General features: G+C 46.1%; 18 protein-coding genes. 15 read left to right on the plus strand and 3 right to left on the minus strand.

The window, feature by feature from the left end:
* The 15 genes from ABDW16_RS24740 to rnhA all read left to right on the plus strand — a co-directional run.
* The coding region (locus tag ABDW16_RS24740) for a sulfatase-like hydrolase/transferase (protein WP_343673490.1) at nucleotides 1-1285 on the plus strand (1285 nt) is incomplete at its 5' end.
* Between the two features lie 91 nt (nucleotides 1286-1376).
* Nucleotides 1377-1979, plus strand: coding sequence for a phospholipid scramblase-related protein (locus ABDW16_RS24745; RefSeq protein WP_343673491.1), 603 nt, complete (start codon nucleotides 1377-1379; stop codon nucleotides 1977-1979).
* Between the two features lie 181 nt (nucleotides 1980-2160).
* A complete protein-coding gene (locus ABDW16_RS24750; RefSeq protein ID WP_343673492.1) occupies nucleotides 2161-2757 on the plus strand; it encodes a chemotaxis protein CheB in 597 nt (198 codons plus the stop codon).
* Nucleotides 2758-2820: 63 nt separating this feature from the next.
* A complete protein-coding gene (locus ABDW16_RS24755) occupies nucleotides 2821-6711 on the plus strand; it encodes a CheR family methyltransferase (RefSeq protein WP_343673493.1) in 3891 nt (1296 codons plus the stop codon).
* A gap of 252 nt (nucleotides 6712-6963) precedes the next feature.
* A complete protein-coding gene (locus ABDW16_RS24760; protein ID WP_343673494.1) occupies nucleotides 6964-7476 on the plus strand; it encodes a carbohydrate-binding protein in 513 nt (170 codons plus the stop codon).
* 292 nt (nucleotides 7477-7768) lie between these two features.
* Nucleotides 7769-10954, plus strand: coding sequence for a TonB-dependent receptor (locus ABDW16_RS24765; protein WP_343673495.1), 3186 nt, complete (start codon nucleotides 7769-7771; stop codon nucleotides 10952-10954).
* 12 nt (nucleotides 10955-10966) lie between these two features.
* Nucleotides 10967-12784 carry a RagB/SusD family nutrient uptake outer membrane protein gene (locus ABDW16_RS24770; RefSeq protein ID WP_343673496.1) on the plus strand — a complete coding sequence of 606 codons (1818 nt, stop codon included), beginning with the start codon at nucleotides 10967-10969 and terminating at the stop codon, nucleotides 12782-12784.
* 385 nt (nucleotides 12785-13169) lie between these two features.
* Nucleotides 13170-14447, plus strand: coding sequence for a PQQ-dependent sugar dehydrogenase (locus ABDW16_RS24775; protein ID WP_343673498.1), 1278 nt, complete (start codon nucleotides 13170-13172; stop codon nucleotides 14445-14447).
* A 1-nt stretch (nucleotide 14448) separates the two neighbouring features.
* On the plus strand, nucleotides 14449-14856 hold the full coding sequence (locus ABDW16_RS24780; protein WP_343673500.1) for a cytochrome c: 408 nt from the start codon (nucleotides 14449-14451) through the stop codon (nucleotides 14854-14856).
* 113 nt (nucleotides 14857-14969) lie between these two features.
* Nucleotides 14970-15902 carry a bifunctional helix-turn-helix transcriptional regulator/GNAT family N-acetyltransferase gene (locus tag ABDW16_RS24785; protein WP_343673502.1) on the plus strand — a complete coding sequence of 311 codons (933 nt, stop codon included), beginning with the start codon at nucleotides 14970-14972 and terminating at the stop codon, nucleotides 15900-15902.
* A 120-nt stretch (nucleotides 15903-16022) separates the two neighbouring features.
* Nucleotides 16023-17849 (plus strand): glycoside hydrolase family 76 protein, encoded by a 1827-nt coding sequence (locus ABDW16_RS24790; RefSeq protein WP_343673503.1) that lies wholly within the window; start codon nucleotides 16023-16025, stop codon nucleotides 17847-17849.
* 143 nt (nucleotides 17850-17992) lie between these two features.
* A complete protein-coding gene (locus ABDW16_RS24795) occupies nucleotides 17993-19123 on the plus strand; it encodes a CapA family protein (protein WP_343673504.1) in 1131 nt (376 codons plus the stop codon).
* 16 nt (nucleotides 19124-19139) lie between these two features.
* Nucleotides 19140-19898: a C40 family peptidase gene (locus tag ABDW16_RS24800; protein ID WP_343673506.1), complete on the plus strand. Its 759-nt coding sequence runs from the start codon at nucleotides 19140-19142 to the stop codon at nucleotides 19896-19898.
* Nucleotides 19899-20004: 106 nt separating this feature from the next.
* Nucleotides 20005-21642 carry a carboxyl transferase domain-containing protein gene (locus tag ABDW16_RS24805; protein ID WP_343673508.1) on the plus strand — a complete coding sequence of 546 codons (1638 nt, stop codon included), beginning with the start codon at nucleotides 20005-20007 and terminating at the stop codon, nucleotides 21640-21642.
* Between the two features lie 26 nt (nucleotides 21643-21668).
* The gene (rnhA, locus tag ABDW16_RS24810) at nucleotides 21669-22127 is read left to right on the plus strand and encodes a ribonuclease HI (protein ID WP_343673509.1); all 459 of its coding nucleotides are present in this window, start codon (nucleotides 21669-21671) and stop codon (nucleotides 22125-22127) included.
* A 40-nt stretch (nucleotides 22128-22167) separates the two neighbouring features.
* On the opposite strand, the gene ABDW16_RS24815 is transcribed toward rnhA, so the two are convergent.
* The 3 genes from ABDW16_RS24815 to accD all read right to left on the minus strand — a co-directional run bounded on the left by ABDW16_RS24815 (nucleotide 22168) and on the right by accD (nucleotide 24741).
* A complete protein-coding gene (locus tag ABDW16_RS24815; protein ID WP_343673510.1) occupies nucleotides 22168-23334 on the minus strand; it encodes a hypothetical protein in 1167 nt (388 codons plus the stop codon).
* A gap of 43 nt (nucleotides 23335-23377) precedes the next feature.
* Nucleotides 23378-23815: an SsrA-binding protein SmpB gene (gene smpB, locus ABDW16_RS24820; RefSeq protein ID WP_343673511.1), complete on the minus strand. Its 438-nt coding sequence runs from the start codon at nucleotides 23813-23815 to the stop codon at nucleotides 23378-23380.
* A gap of 77 nt (nucleotides 23816-23892) precedes the next feature.
* Nucleotides 23893-24741, minus strand: coding sequence for an acetyl-CoA carboxylase, carboxyltransferase subunit beta (gene accD, locus ABDW16_RS24825; protein WP_343673512.1), 849 nt, complete (start codon nucleotides 24739-24741; stop codon nucleotides 23893-23895).
* Nucleotides 24742-24829 lie beyond the last annotated feature (88 nt).

The raw sequence follows: 24829 nt of genomic DNA on the forward strand, positions 1-24829 counted from the left end.
GCTTTTGTTATCCTTTTGTCTGCTGGCTGGTGGCAGACAAATCTACGCGCAGCAGCGACCGAATGTAATTATCGTACTCGCAGATGATATGGGGTATGCAGATCTCAGTTGCTATGGCAATCCTTTGATCAATACGCCCTTCCTGGATCATATGGCGGCGATTGGGGTGAAGGCAAATAACTATGCAGTGACTTCGCCCATCTGTACACCATCGCGGGCAGCTTTGCTCACGGGGCGTTATCCCACCCGGTATAATTTACCTGTGCCTGTAGGTCCGGGTGCAGATCATGGATTGCCACGCAATGAAGTGACGCTGGCAGAGATGCTGAAGACTTCAGGCTATAAAACATATATCGTAGGCAAGTGGCATTTGGGAGATAAGGATAGCAGTCAGCCAAATGCGCAGGGTTTTGATCAGTATTATGGCATGTTGTATAGTCATGATTACCGGGCACCATATGTAAATACGGATACGACGATCAAGATTTTCAGGAATCACATACCGGAGGTTATTCAGCCACAGGATAGTGACCTGGTGGATTTATATACAAAGGAAAGCATCCGCATTATCCGGCATCAAAAGAAAGGACAGCCCTTCTTTTTATACCTCGCGCACAATATGCCGCACTCACCGGTATGGTATGCTGCACAGAAGCATGTGGCAAAGCATTCGGCAGGAGGGGAGTATGGCGATGTGATAGAATCTATGGACCGGGGAATTGAACAGGTCTGGAAGGCATTGGAAGAAAAAGGCCTGGCGGATAATACCATCTTTATTTTCAGCAGTGACAACGGGCCATGGATCAATCTGCCGGATCGTGTGTATGCAGATAGTGTGACTACAAAGTATCATACCGGTTCTACAGGGGTGTTCAGGGGCGCTAAGTTTGATACCTATGAGGGTGGTGACCGTATGCCATTCATTGTTTACTGGAAAGGGCATACGCCGGCAGGCAAAGTTTTAAAAGATCCCTTCTCCTGCCTGGACATTATGCCTACACTGGCGGCATGGACGAATACGAAATTGCCTGATAGAGAATTAGATGGAGAGTCCGTGGCGGATTTACTGGCAGGCAAAGAACCAAAGACACCACACCAGCCTATTTACTATGTGAATGTCGTGCCCGAGGTAGTAAAGGTAGGGGAGTGGAAGCTGAGAAAAACCAAAACCACACTGGAATTATTTAATCTCACACAGGATCCGGGAGAGCGGGTGAACTTAGTGAATAAATATCCTGAGAAAGTAGCTGAATTACAGGCATTATTAGCTAAATATCCAAAATGAATTAATCGTTTATGCCCATCATTTGTTATATTATAATTTTTATATACCTTCGCCCCCATTGTTAAACCATAAACTTCTTAAAACCTCATTAATGGGACAAGCGAACTTACCTACATTCTTCAATTACAACGATTATTTCATTGACGAAAAAGTCGGTCTTTTTAAATTCTCTAATGCCTATAAAGTCTACGATGAGCAGGGAAAGCAGATTGGTAATATCCAACAAACTGTACCTGCCTGGCACAAGCTGCTGCGTTTATTCCTGAGCAAGGCCGTATTCCCTTTTACCTTAGATATCAAGGAGATGGACAACACAGTAGTCGCCTCTATTCACCGTGGCTGGACTTTCTGGATGTCGAAAATCACCATTCTCGATGGTAGTGGTAACCCAATCGGTGGCATCAAGCATAAGTTCAAACTTTTCAAGCCTTTATTCCATATCACTGATCAAAGCGGTGCGGTAATTGCCGAGATCAAGGGTGACTGGAAGGCCTGGAATTTCACAATTGTGGATGCAGGTGGAAATGAACTGGGGCAGATCACTAAAAAGTGGGCTGGTGTGGTGAAAGAGGTGTTTACTACAGCTGATAAATACCGCGTAATCATTGGAAAAGAATGTCCTGAAGATCTGAAAAAGATCGCCATTGTAGCTGGTGCTATCACCATCGACATGGTGCTGAAGGAATCGAAATAATTTTGCAAGGCCAGGGTAATAACCTGGCCTTCTCTTTATAACCCCATGCTCCTACTTTCTACAAATTGTGTTAAAATAGCACCATACTGGCATACTCTGGCATTTTCTTTGAATTTAATGGCTGAACCCGGATATTAATTCGGGGCATCTTTATTGATAAACCATTATTTAGAAGAGAACCATGAGTAATGTTGTTAAATCCCCGGCTTTGTGCATAGGCATTGGCTGCTCTGCCGGCGGTCTTGAACCTGTATGTGAATTTTTTCAGCAGATGAGAGAAAAAACAGGCGCAGCTTTTGTAGTGATACCACACCTGTCAGCTGACTATCCAAGTCGTTTCAGCCACATTTTGCAGCGGTTTACAGAAATGCCTGTGCATCGTGTGACCGATAACGTGAAAATGCAACCTGATAATGTATATGTATTGGCAGAAGGTAAAATGATGATTGTAGAAGATCATATTCTGCGCGTGCGAAAACGTTATTCCCGCGAAATAATCAACAAATCAATTGATATCTTCTTCAAGTCTATGGCTAAATGCTATGATGAGAATGCAGTGGGCATCATCCTGTCGGGTATGGGCACAGATGGTATTGAAGGTATTAAAGCAATTGAGGACAGGCATGGCCTGGTGATCGTGCAGGATCCGGAGTCGACCGACTTCAATATTCTGCCCCTTACAGCGATTAAAAGGGACGATCCGCATGCCGTGCTACCGCCACCGGAGATTGCCAGGTTCCTGCAGTACTACCTGAAAATGGATAATCGAATGATTTGACGCTATTTTTATATATCTTTAGCGATTCTTATAGCCACAAGTCAAAAAGTTTGTATGCCTGACATGCATCAAGAAGCTGAGAGTAACCGGAGACGAATCGGTGCGGGGCCCAATGCTGCATTAAAAAGTATCTTGTCTATCCTGTCTGAATATTCGGGAGTAGATTTCCTGCAGTACAAGCTTTCCACCATTACAAGACGGTTACAACGCAGGATGTCGTTAATGAACATTCCAGGTTTTGAAGAATATCTGACATTAATTAAGGATAATGAGAACGAACAGAATATAGTATTTGCTGAACTGTTAATTCATGTATCGTCGTTTTTTCGGGACCCAGGCAGTTTTGAATATCTTCTTAGCACCATCCTGCCACAGGTAACCAGGCCGGTAATGAATGGGGATGACCAGGTACGGATCTGGGTGGCAGGTTGTGCCACCGGGGAAGAGGCTTATTCTATCGCTATATGCCTCTATGAAATGATGGGGCATGAAGACTTTTCCGAAAAGGTGAAAATCTTTGCTACAGACCTTTCTGATGCTGTGATAGCCAAAGCCAGAAAAGCTGTTTACCCTAAAACACAGATGGGAGGCGTCTCTGATGCAAGGCTGAAACAGTTCTTCCGGGAGGTGGAACAGGGGTATGAAGTGGTCAGCTACATTCGCGATGTATGCGTATTTGCATCTCATAATATGCTTACGGACCCGCCGTTTGCAAAACTGAACCTGATCAGCTGCCGCAATGTACTGATATACATGCAACCCGTACTGCAAAAGAAAATGCTCAGCATTTTCAACTACGCGCTGAAAGATAAAGGCTTCCTCTGGCTGGGAAAATCAGAAACCAACCGCTCGCCCGACCTGTTTGAAATGCCTTCGAAGAAGACGAAGATCTATTTAAAAAAGAACGTAGATAAGTGGACGCTGAGAAGTGCGTTCCCCACTAATAAAAAAATCAAGCACATGACACCCAGCTTCGACCAGGAAAGAGACGAAAATGTAGATGCTCAGAAGGCGGCTGATAGTATTATCCTTTCCATGTTTGCTCCCTCTGCTGTATTACTCAGCGAGCAATTCGACATCATCGAATTTCGTGGGGTAACCATGCAGTTCTTCGAGCATGGCCCGGGCAAAGCCAGTCTGAATATCCTGAAACTGGCCCACAGGGATCTTGTGCATAGTTTGCGCAGTGCACTGAACCAGGCGCAAACAGGCAAGAGAAATGTAAAAAAAGAAGGGATCACCATATCGGTTCTTGCCGGTCAGATCACCGTTGGCTTTGAAATTGTACCTATTATCAACCTGCACGAGACTTACTACCTGGTAATTTTTAATCATCAATCTCCTGAACAATACGTAGCCGATTCAAAGAGAGTGGAACCTGTTACAGATAGCGCCGATGATAAGACATTGCGCATATTGCAAATGGAAAAGGAAGTGCAACGCTATAAAGACGAACTGCGTGCTGTAGCCGAAGCATATGAAGCGACCAACGAAGAACTGCAATCGGCCAATGAAGAACTGAAAAGTCTGAATGAGGAACTGGAAGTATCGCAGGAGGAGCTGCAGGTAATCAACGATGAACTAAGCACCCGCAACAACGACCTGCTGGAGCGTAATAACCAGTTGAACAACGCGCGCCTGTATGCAGAAGCTATTGTGAATACTATTCACGAATCACTCGTGATCCTGGATGCCAATATCCGGGTGGTGAGTGCCAACGCTTCTTTCTACCGCTTCTTCAAAATAGACAGGAAGGAAACAGAAGGCAAGATTTTTTACGAACTGGGAAACAAGCAATGGAATAACTCCGACCTGCGTACCCTGCTGGAAAACCTGCTCTCATCCAGAACGCCTTTTATCAATTACGAACTCACACACAAATTTAATACTATAGGGGAGCGTACCATGCTGCTGAATGGCCAGCTCATTACCTCCCAGGACCTGAAGGAAGACCTGATTCTGCTGGCTATCGAAGATATCTCCGAAGTGAAGGAGGCCCGTGAAAGGATTGCACGCAAGCAGGAACTGGTCCGCATCAATGAAGAACGTTTACGCCTGGCACTGGATGGTACCAAAACAGGTACCTGGGAATTCAATCCCCGTACCCGCGAGATACTGTTATCTGACAGAAGCCGCGAGTTGTTCAATATCATCAGCGCAGCACCTGTAGAATATGATACCTTTATCAAAGCCATTCATCCTTCGGATGCTGATGCGGTACAGCATACTATCCAGGCAGCGCTGGCGGGTATTGACAATGGACAGATCAATATTGACTTCCGTATTACGGCCAGCGAAGACAAAATTAAGTGGATCTCGTGCAAGGCGCAGGTTTTCTTCGATGACAGCGTTGCCAGCCGCATATTAGGAGTGGTAACGGATGTGACGGAATCCAAACAATACCAGCGTCATTTGCAGGATGTAAACAACCGCCTGAACTTTGCCCTGGAAACAGGCAAATTAGGCTCATGGGAGCTTAATACCGAGACCGGCATCCTGGAGTGCAATGATCTCTGTAAGGCGAATTACGGGCTGTCTTCGGCCCCTGTAGTGACCATCGACAAACTTCTGCAGGCCATTCACGTCGATGACAGGGATAGGTTCAGGCAGGCGCTGGATATTGCACTGGCCACTGATACGGTCTTTTCAGAAGAATACCGGGTCAAAGGGCAGGACCCTGCTATTCGCTGGATCATGGCCCGGGGACAGTCTGTACTCAATGAGCAGACAGGGGTAAAGTACATGATCGGGATCTCGCAGGATATCACGGAGCGCAAGCATGCACAGTTGCACCTGCAACAAAGTGAGGCTTACTTCAGGATGATTGCCGATACTGCGCCTGCTATGATCTGGATCGCAGAAAAAGATGGTTCTTTCTCCTTCTTCAATAAGGCCTGGCAGAAATACACCGGCCGCTCTATGGACCAGGATAAAGACAGGGGCTGGTATGACATCATGCATCCGGAAGATATTGATAAATGGAAAATCAACTTTAGCCGTTCCTCCCGCGACAGGCGGAATTTCTATTCGGAGTTTCGGTTGAAACGGCAGGATGGCACTTACCATTGGTTGTCCTGCTCCGGTATTCCCCGCTTCACTGCGCAGGATGAATTTATAGGCTTTATCAGCGCCTGTGTGGATATTGACGATCAGAAAATGGTGGAAGATGCGCTGGAAAGGAAAGTACGCGAGCGCACCGTTGCCCTGGAAGAAGCCAATATGAACCTCTCCCGGCGAAACCACGAACTGGAGCAGTTTGTATTCATCACGAGTCATGACCTGCAGGAACCGCTGAGAAAGATCCGCCTGTTTGCAGACATGCTCGAAAGTGTAAAGCCTGACAATAATAGAATTGATACGGGATTGTACCTGGGTAAGGTGAAGCAAGCCGCTATCCGCATGTCGGACCTGATCCGTGATCTCATTGCATATTCCCGCCTGGAACTGGGTGAAAACGCATTCCTGCCTGTGGATCTCAACCTGATCGTAGCAAACGTGCTGGAAGACTTTGAGCTCCTGATCAGGGAAAAGCAGGCGCAAATGGAAATCAGTGAACTGCCCGTGCTGGATGCTGTACCCTTGCAAATGAACCAGTTGTTCTACAACCTGATCGGGAATGCCCTGAAGTTCTCGAACCCAAATGAAACCTGCCGTATCATTATCACGGCCAATAAACTCACGGCGAGTGACATGGACAATTACCCGCACCTGAACAGAAATACACCCTGTTACCGGATCGTGGTGGCAGACAATGGGATTGGATTTAACCAGTCGTATGCCGACAAACTGTTTGTGATTTTCCAGCGTCTGAACCAGAAAGAGAAATTCGAAGGAACGGGTATCGGACTGGCTTTATGCCGGAAGATTATGGATATTCATAATGGAGATATCCAGGCATTTGGTGTGGAGCACCAGGGTGCAGCCTTCCACATTATCATTCCTGAAGTACAATAAACAGCGCCTATAATAAAAAGATAACATATCCACATTCGTCGATTTTATCCCCACAAATACAATAAATCCCCGTCTGTTACGTAAAATATAGTAGATGTTTAAATATTATTAACAAACCCTTGGTAATCATTATATATTATTATTGTAAAATTTAATATAATTTTGCGTAAATTTCATTCTGATTACAAAATTTGACACTGGTTGGGCAGTAGTGATCGAAAATGACTATGAGCCAGACCTACCCATATAGCTATGAGGCCTATCCTATGTCTATTTTTTATTATCGCGCAGTTGATCGTCCGGGGACAATCGCAATCATCGCCTCCGGCTGCATCACCGCCACAGGCAGCGCCTGCCGCTACGGCACCTCCTACAGGCGGTGGACCGGGCAGCACGGCACCTCCCGCAGCTCCTGCGCCGGTAGTAAGAAAAGGAAACTTTGAGACTGAATTTAAAATGAAATCAGGCAGCTACCTTGGTTTCGGACAAGTAAACCTGGGGCTGGGGGAAGTAGCAGTCAGGGTGACTGTTTTTTGTGAAAACAAACAATCAAAAGGTTCCAGGCTTGAATTTAGAATAAACAGCCCTAAAGGAAAGAAAAGTCGTCGTATAGGTACCCTGAAGATCCCATATACCGGAGATACAACCTATGCCCTCAAAATGACGGGCAATTCTAAATACTCATTTGGTGTACATGACCTCTACCTTGTGGCAAGGGGAAGTCAGTTCAGTATTACTGCTATAGAGTTCGAGCAAGACTATTAACCCACGATTGTCAAAGAAATTATTCTTCCTTGATTATTTTTTCTATTTTAGGATTGTGTTTAACAACCCGGATTTCTCATTTGCGTAACTGTAGTGAAAACCTGATTCATCAGCCAGATGCATGGCGCCATATTTTCATTCAATAACATCAAAAACCACGTTGTGATGATCATCCGAAATAAAAGCGTTTAACCAAACGGCTATTTTCGTTTATTAAACTCGTTGAAAACCAAAATCTTCAGTAACACCCGTTACTGTAGCCTTCGTATTCTGTAACCATCAAAACTCGCGTATGAAAAATTTGCTCCTCTTCCGGGGCTGGCTTTGCCATGCCCTGACCCTGCTTTTTTATTGTAGCGTTATACAGGCCCAGAACCTCCCGCTCAAAGGAAGTGTCGTAGACAAAACGAATGCGCCCATCATTGGCGCCACCATCAAAATAGATGGTACCTCAAAAGGTACCACTACCACGCCCGAAGGTACTTTTACACTGCCCGTGACCCAGGGCGCAAAAATCACCGTCAGTGCTATTGGCTATCTGGCCCAGACGCTCACCGTTACCGGCAGCACAATCCAGGTCTCCCTCGAGGCCGATACCAAAGGCCTGAGTGAAGTAGTCGTAGTAGGTTACGGCGCCCAGAAAAAAGAAGCCGTTTCCGGCGCTATCACCAGCGTGAAAGGTGCGGACCTCATCAAGTCGCCGGCTACGAATTTGTCTAACTCCATCTCCGGTCGTATGCCGGGTGTTACCGCTATGCAAAACAGTGGGGAACCCGGGTATGATGGTTCCACATTGCGCATTCGTGGTTCCAACACGCTGGGGAACAATGATCCCCTCGTGGTAATCGATGGAGTGGCTAACCGTACAGGTGGACTGGAAAGAATCAACCCCGTGGATATTGAAAGTATCTCGGTATTAAAAGACGCCTCTGCTGCCATTTATGGGGCCCGTGCAGCGAATGGTGTGATTCTCGTGACCACTAAAAGAGGGAAGACCGGCAAGCCCCAGCTGACTTATTCATTCAACCAGGGATGGTCACAGCCTACCCATATTCCCGAAATGTCTAACGCCCCGGAATATGCCCAGCTGCGTGATGAGCTGAGCCTGTACAGGGATGTGCCGGCATCTGAGTGGAATGATGCATGGAGTGTGTATCAACAACATGGTACCTACACTTCACCCACTACCAACAAAACCTGGGATGTAGCCTTTGGCCTGGATGAAATTCAGAAATACAGGGAAGGCACAGACCCCTGGTTATACCCCAACACTAACTGGTATAAATCTACTTTCAAAACCTGGTCTCCACAATCCAATCATAGCCTGCAACTCTCTGGCGGTTCTGAAAATATAAAGTACCTGACCTCGTTTGGGTACCAGTCGCAGGACGCCTATTATAAACACTCAGCTACCGGTTATGATCAGTACAGTCTGCGCGTAAACCTCGATGCGAAGATCAACAAATACATGAATGTAGCTGTAGACCTGATGGGCAGAGAGGAGAACCGCCATTTTCCAACACGTAGTGCCAGCGACATTTTTCGGATGCTCATGCGTGGAAAACCGACAGAGCCTGCCTTCTGGCCAAATGGTCTGCCCGGACCTGATATCGAATATGGTAACAATCCTGTTGTAATTACTACCGACCAAACCGGTTATGACAGAGACCGTCGTTACTATGTACAGAGCAATGCACGGCTCGACATCATCATTCCATGGGTAGAAGGATTGAAGCTGAGTGGCAACATCGCTTACGATAAATACCTGAAGCGTACCAAAGACTGGATGACACCCTGGTACCTGTATACCTGGGATAAGAAGACGTATGAAGATGACGGTGTTACGCCCGTACTTATAAAAAGCAAAAGAGGTACGGACCAGGCGAGTCTTACACAGGGCGATGAAGACCAGACCAACCTGCTGCTGAGAGGGTTGCTCACATACGATCATACCTTCAATAAAGATCACACAGTCAACCTGGTATTTGGTATCGAAAAAGAAACCGTCAACTTCGACAATTTCGGTGCATCCCGCAAATACTTCATTTCCAGCCTGATTGACCAGCTCAGTGCAGGTGGTGATGCAGAAAAGGATAACTCTGGTGGTGCATGGGATCGTGCGCGCTTAAATTATTTTGGTCGTGCAGCATACAACTACAAGGAGAAATACCTCGCTGAATTTGTGTGGCGATATGATGGATCTTATATGTTCCCCGCATCTTCCCGCTTTGGTTTCTTCCCCGGTATCATGGCAGGATGGAGAATTTCGGAAGAAAACTTCTGGAAGAACAATGTCAGGTTTATGAACTACCTGAAGTTGCGTGCATCGTGGGGTAGGCTGGGTAATGACCAGATTTATTTCGATGACGACGGTGATGGTACGCTCACTTTGCAGGAGTATCAATACTACGCTACTTATGGTTTTGACAGTTACATCCTCGGGGGTAACGTGGTAAAATCACTCTACGAAGCACGCATGCCTAACCCATTCATAACCTGGGAAGTAGCGAATAATTACAACCTTGGTTTAGATGGTGCATTACTGAATAATAAACTTTACTTCGAACTGGATGCATTCATGAATAAACGTACAGGAATCCTCGTAAGAAGGAATGCTTCTGTGCCACAAACTACCGGTATGACATTGCCTGCGGAGAACATCGGTAAGGTCGATAACAAAGGCTGGGAATTCCGCATTGGTTATACCGACAAGATCGGCCCTGATTTCAGGTACGACATCAGTGTGAATGGTGGTTATTCCAAAAACAAAATCATCTTCTGGGATGAAGCGCCCGGGGCGCCGGCCTGGCAGCACTCTACGGGCCGTCCTATGAACACAGCGCTCTACTACGAGTATGATGGCGTATTCAGAGATTTTGATGAAATAAACAAAAATACAATCGATTACAGTGCCCTTACGAACAATCTCAGACCAGGAGATATGAAGTTTAAAGACATAGATGGAAATGGAAAAATAAACGGAGATGACAAGGTAAGAAATGATAAGAGTACACAACCAACTTTTACAGGTGGTGTCAATATCAGTTTACAGTATAAAGGTTTTGATATGGCGGTATTGGTACAGGGCGCAACGGGTGGTGCGCTGGCCATCAATACTGAATCAGGTGAGATCGGCAACTTTACCAAAGACTATTACGATCATCGCTGGAGTCCTGATCATCCCAGTGCTGTAGACCCACGTGTAAATGACAGGAATGATACTTATTGGGCCACTGGCAATACTTACTGGTTCAGGAAGACGAATTATATCCGGTTGAAAAACCTCGAAATCGGTTATAGTTTATCTGACTTATTAAAGAAGCGTTCAGGAATTAATGGACTGCGTATTTATGCGAACTGTCTGAACCTGTTTACGCTGGATAAATTAGGCATCCTGGATCCTGAATCCATCAACGGAAATGGTCAATATTATCCACAGGCGAGAGTGATCAATGCCGGTTTTACATTAACACTTTAATACAATCTTAGTATGAAATATATATGCATATTATTGTTGCTGACAACTGCTGCCTGTAATACAGACTTCCTGAATACCAGGCCTTTAGGAGAGGCTACTTCAGGTGATGTGTGGACTGATCCTGCGCTGGCAGAAGCATATGTCAATGAGATTTATAACGGGCTGGGGAATGGTGGTTTTCCAGAAACCATGTTGTCTTCAGCAACAGATGAAACCATGTTTACGCATAACTATGGCATGAAAAATATGGTAGAGTCTACGATCAGTCCGACCGACGCGGAGTATGTCAACAGCCGGGGTGCTTTCCAGTGGGGAGCCATGTATTTGCGCATACGTGCGTGTAATAATTTCTTTGCAAACATATCGAAGGTAAGTTTTGAAAAGCAATTGCAGGCGGCACGTCTCAGGGGAGAAGTATTCTTTTTGCGTGCGTGGTTTTATCAGCAGTTAGTGAGGAGTTTTGGAGGTGTACCGTTGGTAGACCAGGTGTATAGTCTTACCGATGCGGATTATAGTGTAGCGCGCAATTCGTTTGAAGAATGTGTGGATCATATTGTGAAGGATTGTGACTCGGCGGCTTATTACCTGCATGGTACGGAAACGGTATCTGTAAAAGGGCGTGCTACGGAAGGTGCGGCACTGGCACTGAAGTCACGTATCTTATTGTATGCAGCCAGTGATCTGCATGATATGCCGACAGCGAAAAGTAAATCGGCTACTATTGCAGCTGCTGCACAACCCGAGTTATTAGGGTATACATCAGGTGATCGTGTTAGCCGCTGGCAGAAAGCACTGGATGCGGCAAAGGCGGTAATGGATCTGGGTACTTATTCACTGATGTCTCCTGATCCGGCTTCTGCTGCGGAGGCGACTGCTAATTACCAGGCAATGTTCCTGAAGGATAATTCCGAAAGCATCTTCTCGCGTTATTTTGTGAATGCGAAATCGGAAGCGGGTGGCCAGATTGGTTTGTACAATGGATTAAATGGTTATCACAACTGGTCGGGGAATACGCCAACGCAGTTATTGATTGATGATTATGAAATGAGTGATGGTTCTTCGTTTGACTGGAGTAATGCTACGCAAAAAGCGAATCCTTATTTAAATCGGGATCCACGTTTTTATGCCTCGATTTTATATGATGGTGCTGACTGGCGCCAGCGACCTACGGATGTAGCAGATATGGATCCGGCTAACCAGGTACAGGCAGGTACGTATGAGGTATGGGATGGATCGAAAGCAATTTCGAACCCGGGGCTGGATACCCGCCAGGGCCCGGTAGAAGACTGGAACGGTAGTTTTACAGGGTATTATTTAAAGAAGTTCATCGATCCTGCTGTGGATGCCCAGTATTTCAGGCAGGAGGTGCCCTGGCCATTTTTCAGGTATACAGAAATCATTCTCAACTATGCAGAGGCACTGATGGAATTAGGACAGGAAGGAGAAGCGCGTACTTATCTGAACATGATCAGGAAAAGAGCGGCGATGCCTGATATCACGTCTTCAGGTGCTGCGCTGAAGGCGGATTACCAGCATGAGCGGGAAATAGAAATGGTGTTTGAAGAACAGCGTTTTTATGATGTAAGGCGTTGGATGATTGCACCGGCTACCATTGGTCGTGCGCTGAGAGGGATCAATGTACAGGGGAAATTAAAGGCGGGGAGTAAGGTGACCTTATATAAGTATGATCCAACTAATTATGATTATACTTATACACCGGTGACGCTGGTGAATGAAAACAGGTTGTGGCTGGATAAGATGTATTTTATGCCGATACAAAGGGATGAGATTAACAGGAATAGCAAACTGGTGCAGAACCCGGGATTCTAGGTTTTGTGGGGGAAAGTTTAGAGGGTGGTGAAGTAACTCCGGCGGGAGGAAAACTTACACGGTGTAATTCTTGCGAGAGGAAACTTTACACGGGTATGCAGTAATTCCTGCAGGAGGGAAACTTACACGGGTATGCAGTAATCCCTGCAGGAGGAAACTTTACGCGGTTATGCAGTAATTCCTGCAGGAGGAAACTTTTTTTTGCTGCGGACAATGAAGTAAGCCCCGTAGGGGAAAAAGAGAAAACTTCTTTGCTGCCGCAGGCCACCCTTCAGCCTTTACAGCCACTCATTTAAAAAATAGTTACCCTCGCTCTAACAGAGCGAGGGTATTTTGTAATTTCAACCCGGCTTTAAAAAGACTCATTTCTAAACCACGCAACCAAATGAACAAAGCATTCACCCTGGCTACAGTAGCACTTGCCAGCCTCCTCACCAGCTTCGGCCCCGGTGTGCCTGGTACTACCGTAACCCCTGATGCAGACAATGCAGGTCTGAAACTCCCCTCTGGTTTTGGCGCCCTGGTAGCAGCTGAAGGCCTCGGCCATGCCCGCCACCTCACCGTCACTCCCGAAGGCGACCTCTATGTAAAAGTAGAAGGCACCCGCAACAAAGGCAACACTATCTGGTACCTGCAGGACACCAACGGCGATGGTAAAATCGACAACAAAACCGGCTTTTTCAAATACGACGGTACCGGTATTGAAGTGAAGGGCAACTACTTATACGCGTCTTCCAACACAGACGTGTACCGTTTTAAACTGAACGACAAACACCAGGTTATTGATACTACAAAGGCCGAAACGATTGTTACGGGCCTCATCAACCGTCACCAGCACGAAGCAAAAGCCTTTACCCTGGACAATGACGGCAACCTGTACGTAAATATCGGCGCTTACTCAAACTCCTGCCAGGTAAAAGACCGTACTAAAGGGTCTCTCGGTATGCAGCCTTGTCCTGTCCTGGATTCTGCCGGTGGCATCTGGCAGTTCAAAGCTGACAAAGCTAACCAGACCTACGGCGATGGCATTCGCTATGCCACCGGTCTCCGCAACGTGGTGGGGCTTGACTGGAACACACAGCTCAACCAGCTGTTCGTAATGCAACATGGCCGTGACCAGCTCCATGACCTCTTCCCTGATCTGTACGACGAAAAGCAATCTGCCGAACTCCCTGCAGAGTGTATGTACGCCCTGCACAAGGGTTCTGACTGCGGTTGGCCATATATCTACTACGACCAGCTCCAGCACAAAAAGATCCTTGCTCCTGAATATGGCGGCGATGGTAAGAAAACCGGTGGAGATCATATCCAGGATCCGGCAGCTGCTTATCCGGGACATATGGCGCCTAATGCCATCCTGTTTTATACAGGTACTATGTTCCCTGAAAAGTACCGCAACGGAGCATTCATTGCCTTCCATGGCTCCTGGAACCGTGCCCCTGAACCACAGAAAGGGTATTTTGTCGTGTTCCAGCCATTTAAGGATGGCAAGCCTGCGGGTGACTGGGAAATCTTTGCAGAAGGGTTTGCAGGTCCGGGTGAGATCAGGTCTCCCGGCCAGGCACAACATCGTCCCTGCGGACTGGCACAGGGTCCTGATGGCTCCCTGTACGTGTCTGACGATGTGAAAGGAACTGTGTACCGGATTATTTATAAAAAATAGTATGAGAAGATCGATAATGGCAGCTATGCTGCTGATAGGGACAACAGGATTTGTGATGGGGCAGAATTCCAATGCTGCCTCGGTAGCCCGCGGAAAAGTGTTGTACCAGAATATATGTATGTCTTGTCACCAGGTGGATGGAGGCGGGGTACCCCGTATGAACCCACCGCTGATCAAAACAAGTTTCGTACTGGGCGACAAAACGAAATTAATCACTATCCTCCTGAAAGGGCTGAATGACGAGGTAGAAATAGAAGGGGAGTATTACTCCAATCCTATGCCGCCACAGGCACAGCTCAAAGACCAGGAAATAGCAGATGTGCTCACCTTTGTAAGGAATAGTTTCGGGAATAAGGCCAGTGCCGTAAAGCCCGCAGAAGTAAAAGCGGTACGGGCAAAAATTAAGTAACTGAAAAGGTCAGCCCCTCCGGCTGGCCTTTTTAATTATTCCCTCGCCCTTCATTTTCAACATATTTGCACATTATAAAACTGATTTATATTTTTGTACAAATTCAATGGGACATGTCATCGAATCTCGAAGTGGTACAGGAGATCAGTGAGTTTAACAGATACTATACCAGTTTGTCGGAAACCTTGAACCGACACGTATCAGAAAACAACCTTACCTTGACGGCCTTAAAGGTCCTCCACACCTTAACAGCCGAAGACCAGTGCACCGCTGGTAAACTAGTGGATCATCTTGGAATTGACGGCGGCTACCTGAGTCGTATGCTCAAAGCTTTTGAAAGCGAACAACTGCTATCCCGTAAAAAATCTGCGCTGGACGGCCGTACCTGGTACCTGCAGATTACAGCCAAAGGGCGTAAACTGCTGGAGATGATGCAGGAAACTGCCGGCGAGCAAATACGCCAGCTGCTGGAACCGATTCCTGACGAGCAACAGCAGGCGCTGGCTGCCGCTATGAAGACCATCCGCCACATCCTGTCTGAAGAAAACCGGATTACCACCGAAGATATTTCCTGGCGATACCAGCTGCTCCCCGGAGACGCCGGTTACCTGATCTATATGCATGGTACCCTCTATGCCAAAGAACTGGGGTATAACCTGGAATTTGATACCAGCGTGTGTAAGAACTTTGCTGAGTTCCTGGAAGCCTACAATCCCTCCAAAGACCAGGTATACCTGGCACTGCATGGTAACCAGATCGTGGCGTCTATTGCGGTGGTCTGGCATTCCCGCTATGCTGCACAGTTGAAATGGTTCCTTGTACACCCAGATTTCAGGGGGATGGGACTGGGGCGTAAGTTATTGGCAGATGCTGTCACTAACTGCCGTGAAAAAGGATATCACAAGGTATACCTGTTTTCAACAAGTCTGGCCGAAACGGCCAATAATATGTTTAGAAAAGCAGGCTTCCGCAAGACCGGCGAAAAACCGGTAGGTCTGTATGGGAAGCATATGAATGAAGAGCGTTACGACATGGATCTCGTTTAAAGTTATATAGTGCCCTTTTTGCAAAAAAAATAGCTTATGCCGCCAGGTGTAAGCTATTTTTTTACTACCTTAACAATCCACGTTATTGGTTTTTATATCTCTCAAAATAAACCCACGAAAATGAAACCCATTTTTACACTCAGTGTCCTGCTGTTGTTCATACAGCTATGCACCTTCGGCCAGCTTGCTACCTATGGCCCTGTAGCAGAAACATTACAAACAAGTATGTACAACACCTTTGGCGTGCCTACAGCTAATTACTGGTGGTGTGCACATGGTGTAGACGCGCTGAACGACGGTTATTTACGTACCCGTTCCGACACTTACAAGACCCGTATGAAGAACCTGCTGCTGGGTACAAAAGCATTTAACGGCAACACCTATATCAACACTTTCTATGATGATATGGAGTGGATGGCATTGGCTGCATTGAATGCTTACAAATCTACTGCCGATGCTGACTATTACAGTGTCGCTTCCTTACTCTGGACAGACATCAACACCGGTTATTCCAATGGTGCGATCGACTGGAACAAGAACTGTTCCGGTTGTAAGAACACCTGTGCGAATACCCCAGCGGTGATCCTGGGCGCACGCATTTACCGCTACACCGGCAATGCCGCTGACCTGCAAAGAGCAAAGGATATCTACACCTTTGTAAAGACAAACCTGGTAGATGCCACGACGGGCGCGGTGTGGGACAATATCAACCTGAATACAGGGGTGATACAGAAGTCCTGGATCTTCTCTTACAATGTAGGTACTTATATTGGTGCGGCCTGGGAATTGTACAAAGCTACCAATGATGTCACTTACCTGAATGATGCGATCAAGACGGCTGAATATGCTTACAACAGTCGTCGTCCAAACGGAATGTTTTTCGCAGATGAAACAGGGGGTGGAGATGGTGGATTGTTCAAAGGCATTTTTATCCGCTACCTTTCTATCTTAGCCCGGGAAGGGGTATTGACAGATGCGGTAAGAGCGAAGTACAACGCCGCTATTCAGTACAATGCAGAAGTACTCCGTACGCAAGGTATCAATACTTCAAACAATCTTGTAAGCCCCAACTGGTCAGTGCCGCCTTCATCTTCTACTGATTATGCTACACAGCTGAGTGGTGTGATGCTGGAAGAAGCAGCGGCTAATTTAGACCAGGCATTCTTCTACAAAGATATTACTTATGGTGGTTATGCATGGCCTTTACCCCTGGGTGCTTACAACACGGCTGCAATGGTAGCAAAAGGTATTAAGGACAATGATATCACCAGCTATGCAATACCTGCGGGTTACCAGGTAACGCTGTATAAGAATGATAATTTCCTGGGAGAAAGTCTTACGATTACCGGCCTGAATACCTGGATTGGGAATGCATGGAATGACAGTACTTCTTCCCTGATTGTCAATCCTGTTGGTGTGGCTACTTTCTATAAAGATTGTAATTATACAGGTGCGTTTGTAAGTTTAACTGCGGGCACTTATACCTTGTCACAATTGCAGGCAAGGGGTATTCAGAATGATGATATTTCTTCCCTGAAAGTGACCAGTGGGTACCAGGTGACCCTGTACCTGAATGATAATTTTGGAGGAAGAACAGTAGTAAAAACAGCGGATGATGCTTGTTTGGTAGATGATAATTTTAACGACTCCACATCTTCAATTGTGATCAGCGCGGCAGCGGCAAGAGTCGCTAATGTAGCTGCAAAAGTGACTCCTGATGATCAATCTTTGATCTTGTATCCAAACCCTGTAAAAGATGTTTTAACCTTGAAGGTAGGATTTGATTTCTCTAAAGAAGTAGTTCGCATTGTAGACATGTCTGGCAAAGTAGTTTTAACTACTTATACATCAACAGGTAAGGTAGATGTATCCCGTTTACCTTCCGGCGTATATACACTGGTGTTACTGCATGGTAATCAACAGTATGTAAAGAAATTCATTAAATAGCCGGACCTGGTGCGAAAAATCCCCTGTGTTTGTTATGCAGACACAGGGGATTTTTCATATACGTAAATTGTTTTACCTTTACAGCATTATACAGTGGAGTTTGTTTCGTAGGTGGACAATAGAGATTTATTCCCCATCAATATATGTTTAAATTAAATCGTTCAAAAAACGGTAAACTACTATTTTCATTTAACGGTATTTTACTGATTGTGTTAGCCCAATTATTACTCGGTGGTCTGGATACAAGCAAGTCCGCACCCCGCAGACCTGTGTCGCTCAAAGCAACAGTACCTGTAGCAAGGTTACATGAACCAGGCATTGAGGATACGATCAGTTTCTCGATCGTAGGAGACCTTATGGTGGGTTCCAGTTATCCTTCCACTTACTATCTTCCAAAATATGATAGTGGAACGATCCTGAAGGAGGCGCTCCCCATTTTATCACAAACCGATCTCCGCATTGGCAACCTGGAGAGCTGTGTTTCTGACTCGGCCCCCGTTTTCAAAAGCTGTGGTACTAACCAGTGCTTCGCCTTCCGTACACCTACGAAATTTGCGCAGTGGTACAAAGACGCCGGCTTCGAATACCTCAACCTTGCCAACAATCACAGTTTTGATTTCGGGCTGACGGGTGTGACCAATACCCTCGACTGGCTGAAAGATAATAATATTCGTACCAGTGGTACCCCGCAGCACCCTACAGACAGTATCACGGTCAGGAATACCCGCATTGGGTTCGTATCTTTTGCGCCGCATAGTAACTGTCTGGATCTCAACGATGATTCCCTCGTTACTGCATACATTTCTGCACTCAAACCCCGTTTTGACATTGTAGTCGTATTCTTCCACGGTGGTGCCGAAGGCGCCTCTAAAATGACCACGCCAAAGACAAAAGAGATCTTTTTTGGACAGAACAGGGGGAATGTACGTCACTTTGCCCGCCTTTGTGTAGATGCCGGGGCCGACCTGGTAATTGGCTCAGGCCCCCATGTAGTGCGGGGTATGGAGGTATATAAAGAAAAATTAATAGCTTATAGTTTAGGAAATTTTTCAACTTATCACCAATTCAATTTAAAATATCCGCTAAATATTGCACCTTTGTTGCAGGTAACAATCACAAAAGAGGGGAGATTGCTGGACAATAAGGTCTTCTCTTTCAAGCAGGAAGGAGAAGGTATTCCAAAACCGGATTCGACTATGACCGCTTTTAAGACTATTCGTTCATTGTCAAAGAAGGATTTTGGATTTACAGGAGTGAATGCAGGGACCTTGTGATGCAAAAAATGTAATTGTGAAGAGGTTAATATTATTGCTACTGCCCCTGGGGGCGACCATAACGACTGCTGCACAGCAGAAAAAGAAAACCAAAGCCACGTCTGCAAAGAAGCAAACGCACGTGGTACATTCCACGCATGCTAAAACCACATCGCATGTGCATAATTCCCATTCTGGTAAAACGGCTCACCTGACCCATGTTAAACCTGGTGCAAAAGGAGCTGCCCATCACCCGAAGCACATTACCAATGTGAATCCAGACCTGCCGGATGAGCCGATTCATCTTGCATATGTGCCTGACAGTGCAGACCTGGCCAGCATCAAACAGGAGGAAGTACGTAACCTGCTGCTTACGCTGGTATCGGAACTGGGCAAACCTTATATCCGGGGCGCTATCGGGCCCATTGGGTTTGATTGTAGTGGGCTGATCAACTATGGCTTTAATGCCATTGGGATGACCCTTCCCAGAACGGCGGCCAGTATTTCTGTGCTGGGGCAGGTGGTGAGCCCGGAGAATTTCAGTCCTGGTGATCTGTTGTTCTTTACAGGCAGGAAGAATGTAAAAGGTAAGAAAGTGGGCCACGTAGGGATGGTGTATAAGGTAGAAGACGGGAAGGTGATGATGATTCATTCTTCTAACCAGGGGGTGAATATTGTTGATATTACCAACAGTACTTACTATAAAAAGAGATTAGTCGCTGCCAAGCGCATATTTTCGCCCATGCCGGTGGATTCCTGCCAGGAGCCGCTGCCAATGAATGAAAGCAAGAAATAAACAGCAATACGCGAATAAAAAAAATGCTTCTGCCGATGGTAGAAGCATTTTTTTTGACCTCAATCCCTTATTTTTAAGGATCATCCCCGAACCAAAAACAATCGTTATGGAAGCACAGCAACTGGACAAGAACAGGAATGAAGATGCCATGCGCAGATCGCTCAGTACCCTGAAACAACGCCTCGCCATTGTAGAACAGGGCGGAGGTAAAAAGAACCTCGAAAAAGTCCGCCAGCGCGGCAAATTAACTCCCCGCGAACGTATCGCTTATCTCTGCGACCAGGACACGCCTTTTACTGAAATAGGGGCTTTTGCAGCCTACGGAATGTATGAAGAACATGGCGGGTGCCCTGCTGCAGGAACGGTAGGTGGAATTGGCTATATCGCCGGTCGCCAGTGTATGATTGTGGCGAATGATATGACGGTGAAGGCAGGAGCGTGGTTTCCTATGACGGGAAAGAAAAATCTTCGGTTGCAGGAGATCGCCATGGAGAATCATTTGCCTGTTATTTACCTCGTAGATAGCGCGGGGGTATACCTGCCCATGCAGGATGAGATCTTCCCGGATAAAGAGCATTTTGGCCGTATATTCCGGAATAATGCGCGCATGAGTGCGATGGGTATTACACAGATAGCAGCGGTGATGGGAAGTTGTGTAGCAGGAGGTGCTTATCTGCCTATTATGAGCGATGAAGTGCTCATGGTAGAAGGCAATGGCTCTATTTTTCTGGCAGGACCTTACCTGGTGAAAGCTGCTATTGGTGAAACTGTAGATGCGGAAACCTTAGGTGGTGCGGTGACGCATACAGAAATATCTGGTATTGCTGATTATAAATTCAATTCAGACGAGGAATGCCTGGATCATATTAAGAAAATAGTCAGCAAGCTGGGGCATCCGGCCAATGCGGGTTTTGACAGGATAGCAACAGTTCCCCCCGCCAAAGATCCGGAGGAAATATATAGTCTTATTCCTGAAGATAGTACCCGTCCTTATGATATGGTAGATTTGATCGCACGAATTGTAGACAATTCTGAATTTGATCAATATAAGGAGGATTATGGGAAAAGCATCTTGTGTGGGTATGCACGGATAGATGGCTGGGCAGTGGGTATTGTGGCGAACCAGCGAAAGATAGTGAAGAGTAAGAAGGGTGAGATGCAGATGGGGGGCGTGATCTACAATGATAGTGCGGATAAGGCAGCCCGTTTTATTATGAATTGTAACCAGAAGAAAATACCGCTTGTGTTTTTACAGGATGTGACTGGATTTATGGTGGGGAGCCGTAGTGAACATGCGGGGATTATTAAAGATGGTGCGAAGCTGGTGAATGCGGTGGCTAATTCTGTCGTTCCAAAGATTACTATTATTGTTGGCAATTCTTATGGTGCCGGTAATTATGCGATGTGTGGTAAGGCGTATGATCCTCGTTTTATTTATGCGTGGCCCAATGCTAAAATTGCGGTAATGGGAGGGGAGCAGGCGGCGAAGACACTGTTGCAGATCCAGGTCGCTTCGCTTAAGGCGAAGGGAGAGGAGATTACACCCGAGGAAGAGAGCAGACTTTTATCTGAGATTACAGCGCGGTATAATAGTCAGACGACGCCTTATTATGCGGCAGCAAGGTTATGGGTGGATAATATTATAGACCCGCTGGATACACGAAGAATAATATCGGAGAGTATAAAGGCAGCGAATCAGGCGCCGGTGGAGGATAATTTCAGCTTAGGGGTTTTTCAGGTTTAGGGGCCAATTCCCTATCTTTGCCCGCTATGTCCGAAGTAATAATCTATACAGACGGTTCATCCCGCGGCAATCCAGGCCCCGGCGGCTATGGTGTTATCCTCATGTGGAACTCGGTTCGTAAAGAACTGTCACAGGGTTATCGCAAGACTACCAACAACCGCATGGAACTCCTCGCAGTCATTGTAGCGCTTGAATCCCTTAAAAAGGATGGGCTTCCTGTTCGCATCTTCACCGACAGTGAGTATGTAGTCAACTCGATCGAAAAGGGCTGGCTCTGGAACTGGGTTAAGATCGGATTTAAAGACAAGAAGAACAAGGACCTCTGGCAGCGGTTTATACCTGCTTACAGAAGACAACAGGTGAAATTCACATGGGTAAAAGGACATGCTACCAACCCATTTAATAACCGTTGCGACGAACTGGCTACAGCGGCTGCGGATAGCGGCCAATGGCTGATAGACCAGGGGTTTGAAGCGGGTAATTAAAAAGTATTTAGGGTCGCTTGTTATAGCGACCCTTTTTGTTTTAATAACTTGAATAATGTTTCATGACTATATTTGTTATCTCTCCATAGGACTTCGCTACTGCCGCCTGAAACAATTCTCCTACTGTGGGCGAAGGCAAATCCTGCCCACCAATCAACTTCCTATCCTCCGGTGTCAGCACCCTTTCATCTCCCTTAAAATAACAGAATGAATTACTCCATCCCGCATCCGCCGGCAACACTATCTTCTCCATATCATCATCGCTTGCTCCATCTATCAGATAACACACGATGTTCCCCCCGGTCACCACACTTACTGTATTAAAATACAATACTCCTTTATAAGTTTCCTTCCTCACTTTCTCCGTTTGTCTTGGTCTTTTTGTAGTATCTGCAGGCTCCACAATCTCCACGGTCTTCACCAGTTCCCTGTAATTCTTCTGTATATTTGGTTTACTCACCAAAAAGTCTTCCACCCTGATATCCACTACATAATCTGCATGAATCTTATTTTTCACTACCTCACTTTCTGGCAAGATCTGCACAAAGCTATTGTTATTCTTAGCCCGCAGGTTATTCAGCACATTGTCTCTGAACACGGCTGCGCCCGGCTCCAGGCTTCGCTGATCATATTGTGATACCAACGCCACATCTCTCACCTCCAATATGGCCATTCCCATCTGGTAGGCCTGGTCCATCATTTCTTTGGCATTCTTATAATCCGGCACCAGTGCCAATGCCGCCTGGAAATCACTGTATGCCTTTCGGGCACTGAACTTATCTCCGTTCCTCAGCAGCGCCATGCCACGTTCATACCGGGAAGCAGCAGCTGTGTCTTTGGAAGAAGAGATGGCATTCCGGTAATCCTTTGGTGTCACCACCGTCAGGCATGCCGGGCATGCTTCAATATTATTATAGAGGTTTTGCAGTACCTGGTACTCCCTCAGTGCTGTTTCAAATTTGAAATGTGCACTGGTGCCTAATGCAGCCGATGCATTTTTTTCATGCAGCTGTACCGATTGTGCATATGCCTGTGGCAGTAAAGTAAGAGAAGTCTGGTGTGTAGGACTTTTACGGAGTTTTTTTACAAATGCAATAACGGCTTCGTCATAACGCCCCTTATTGTACAATTTCTCTCCTGATTTACAGGACAATGCAAAAACAAATGGTGCTATCAGCCACCAGCGACAGTTAGGTGTATTTTTCATGATGTAGGTATAGTAGTCCCCTTCGATAAATTCTAAAAAGCACTTACTTCAGATACCGTTTAATCTCTCTCTCTGTATCTCTCTGCTTAATAGACTCACGCTTATCATGCAGCTTCTTACCTCTGCCAAGTCCTATCTCCATTTTCGCCAGGCCTTTCTCGCTGAGGAAGATACGCAATGGAACGATAGTGAACCCTTTCTCCTTAATCTTTCCCTCCATCTTGCGCAGTTCCCGTTTTGTCAACAGCAACTTGCGCTCGCGCAATGGGTCATGATTCGCGTAGGCGCCATGCGAATATTCGGTGATATGCAGGCTTCTAACAAACAATTCTCCTTTAGAAAAATAGCAGAATGAATCATTAAAACTAACCCGGCTCTGTCGGATAGATTTAATCTCAGTACCTGTCAATACCATCCCGGCAATGAATTTATCTTCTATTGCGTACTCATAATATGCCGATCTGTTCTTCAGTTCTGCCACTTTAAATTGGGATTTACAAATTGCGGATTACAATGGCATGTGTCCACACCAGCTGTAATCCGCAGTTATTTTTAAAATTAGTTTTTAAACAATTCGAGCAACTGTGCCAGCCTGGCCTTCATTTCCTTTCTGTCGATGATCAGGTCCAGGAAGCCATGTTCCAGCAGGAACTCAGCACTCTGGAAGCCCTCAGGCAGGTCTTTCTTGATCGTCTCCTTAATGATACGGGGACCCGCAAAACCGATCAGGGCCTTAGGCTCTGCGATATTGAGGTCTCCCAGCATGGCGAAAGATGCTGTTACACCACCGGTGGTCGGATCAGTTGCCAGGGAGATGAAAGGCAGCTTTGCATCAGCCAGCTGGGTCAGCTTGGCAGAAGTTTTCGCCATCTGCATCAGGGAAAAAGCACTTTCCATCATACGGGCACCACCAGATTTGGAGATGATCATCAATGGCATTCGGTGTGCAATACAATAGTCAATAGAGCGGGCAATTTTCTCACCTACTACAGAACCCATAGAACCGCCAATAAAGGCAAAGTCCATACAGGATACCACCAGGTCGTTTCCAAATACCTTACCTACACCCACACGCATTGCGTCTTTCAGGCCGGATTTCTTCTGAGCTTCTACCAGTCTTGCACCATATGGCTTTAAGTCCTTGAATCCCAGGAAGTCCTTTGGATAGATATTAGAAAACAGCTCTTCGAACTGATTGTTATCGAATAAAATCTCGAAATATTCAGCAGAATCGATGCGATTGTGATAATTACATTTATCACACACATAAAAGTGGTTCTTCAGGTCTTTGACCGTAACTGTTTTTTTGCAGCTAGGGCATTTGTGCCACAAACCATCCGGCGCTTCTTTCTTCTCACTTGTAGACGTTTGAATGCCTTGTTTAATTCGCTTAAACCAGCTTGACATATTGAACTATTAGGTTACAAAATAGTTGTGCAAGATACAAATTAAATTAACTTCAAAAGTATCTCATCTGCAATATTATAATAAAAGC

Source organism: Chitinophaga sp., assembly GCF_039596135.1.
Lineage (GTDB): Bacteria > Bacteroidota > Bacteroidia > Chitinophagales > Chitinophagaceae > Chitinophaga.

What these genes read in the sequence shown, in the direction of transcription:
- ABDW16_RS24745 (WP_343673491.1), top strand. Translation starts at nt 1,377, where the DNA reads ATGGGACAAGCGAACTTACCTACATTCTTCAATTACAACGATTATTTC.
- ABDW16_RS24750 (WP_343673492.1), top strand. Translation starts at nt 2,161, where the DNA reads ATGAGTAATGTTGTTAAATCCCCGGCTTTGTGCATAGGCATTGGCTGC.
- ABDW16_RS24755 (WP_343673493.1), top strand. Translation starts at nt 2,821, where the DNA reads ATGCATCAAGAAGCTGAGAGTAACCGGAGACGAATCGGTGCGGGGCCC.
- ABDW16_RS24760 (WP_343673494.1), top strand. Translation starts at nt 6,964, where the DNA reads ATGAGGCCTATCCTATGTCTATTTTTTATTATCGCGCAGTTGATCGTC.
- ABDW16_RS24765 (WP_343673495.1), top strand. Translation starts at nt 7,769, where the DNA reads ATGAAAAATTTGCTCCTCTTCCGGGGCTGGCTTTGCCATGCCCTGACC.
- ABDW16_RS24770 (WP_343673496.1), top strand. Translation starts at nt 10,967, where the DNA reads ATGAAATATATATGCATATTATTGTTGCTGACAACTGCTGCCTGTAAT.
- ABDW16_RS24775 (WP_343673498.1), top strand. Translation starts at nt 13,170, where the DNA reads ATGAACAAAGCATTCACCCTGGCTACAGTAGCACTTGCCAGCCTCCTC.
- ABDW16_RS24780 (WP_343673500.1), top strand. Translation starts at nt 14,449, where the DNA reads ATGAGAAGATCGATAATGGCAGCTATGCTGCTGATAGGGACAACAGGA.
- ABDW16_RS24785 (WP_343673502.1), top strand. Translation starts at nt 14,970, where the DNA reads ATGTCATCGAATCTCGAAGTGGTACAGGAGATCAGTGAGTTTAACAGA.
- ABDW16_RS24790 (WP_343673503.1), top strand. Translation starts at nt 16,023, where the DNA reads ATGAAACCCATTTTTACACTCAGTGTCCTGCTGTTGTTCATACAGCTA.
- ABDW16_RS24795 (WP_343673504.1), top strand. Translation starts at nt 17,993, where the DNA reads ATGTTTAAATTAAATCGTTCAAAAAACGGTAAACTACTATTTTCATTT.
- ABDW16_RS24805 (WP_343673508.1), top strand. Translation starts at nt 20,005, where the DNA reads ATGGAAGCACAGCAACTGGACAAGAACAGGAATGAAGATGCCATGCGC.
- rnhA (WP_343673509.1), top strand. Translation starts at nt 21,669, where the DNA reads ATGTCCGAAGTAATAATCTATACAGACGGTTCATCCCGCGGCAATCCA.
- ABDW16_RS24815 (WP_343673510.1), bottom strand. Translation starts at nt 23,334, where the DNA reads ATGAAAAATACACCTAACTGTCGCTGGTGGCTGATAGCACCATTTGTT.
- accD (WP_343673512.1), bottom strand. Translation starts at nt 24,741, where the DNA reads ATGTCAAGCTGGTTTAAGCGAATTAAACAAGGCATTCAAACGTCTACA.